This window comes from Mesorhizobium sp. M4B.F.Ca.ET.203.01.1.1, from assembly GCF_004791025.1.
GTDB classification, from domain to species: domain Bacteria; phylum Pseudomonadota; class Alphaproteobacteria; order Rhizobiales; family Rhizobiaceae; genus Mesorhizobium; species Mesorhizobium abyssinicae.
On the sequence record NZ_SRUO01000049.1, the window covers coordinates 1 to 600 of the forward strand.

At 62.8% G+C, this 600-nt stretch carries 1 protein-coding gene; it reads right to left on the reverse strand.

All coding sequences use genetic code 11. The annotated features are described in order from the left end of the window. On the reverse strand, positions 1-510 hold a 510-nt coding region (locus tag EN846_RS33555), incomplete at its 3' end, for an isoprenylcysteine carboxylmethyltransferase family protein (protein ID WP_135928100.1). Positions 511-600: the final 90 nt, after the last annotated feature.

Below are 600 nucleotides of genomic sequence, written 5' to 3' on the forward strand. Positions count from 1 at the left end.
CGAAAACATCCACTGGTCCTCGTCGCGGTAAAGCAGCGGGTTCGGCCAGAAGCGCGGCGTGCGGTCCGCATAGGCTGCATAGACGGCGCCGAACTTGCCGGCAAGAAACTCCGCCTCCTTGCGCGCCGTGAAGCGGAAGACGAGGAAGCTTGCCGCGCCGAGTAAGGCCGCCGCCAGTACCGAGCCGAACATCAGCCCGATGCCGGCCGCGCCGACGGTCGAGAAGAAGTAAAGCGGGTTCTGGGTCATCGAGAACGGCCCCGTCGAAACCAGCTCCTCGTTCTTCCTGCCGCCGACATAGAGGATGCTCCAGAGCCGCCCGGCAACGCAGGCGACCACCAGGCAGAGGCCGAAGAACGCAAGCGTCTCGTGCCCGTTCGAGCCCTCGTTCAGCGCCGGCTTGGTCAGAAACAGAAGCAGCACCGCGATAACGGCAGCCAGCCGCACGAAGATCAGTCGCTTGCGCTGCATGAAGGCCTCTGAAACCGGCTTGAGGGAGGCATAGGTCATTCGTGTTATCCTGGGGCGAGGCCTATGGGCACTGGGACACGATATTGATGGCGGATACAAGGCGATAGAACTCTATCGGCACACCATCGC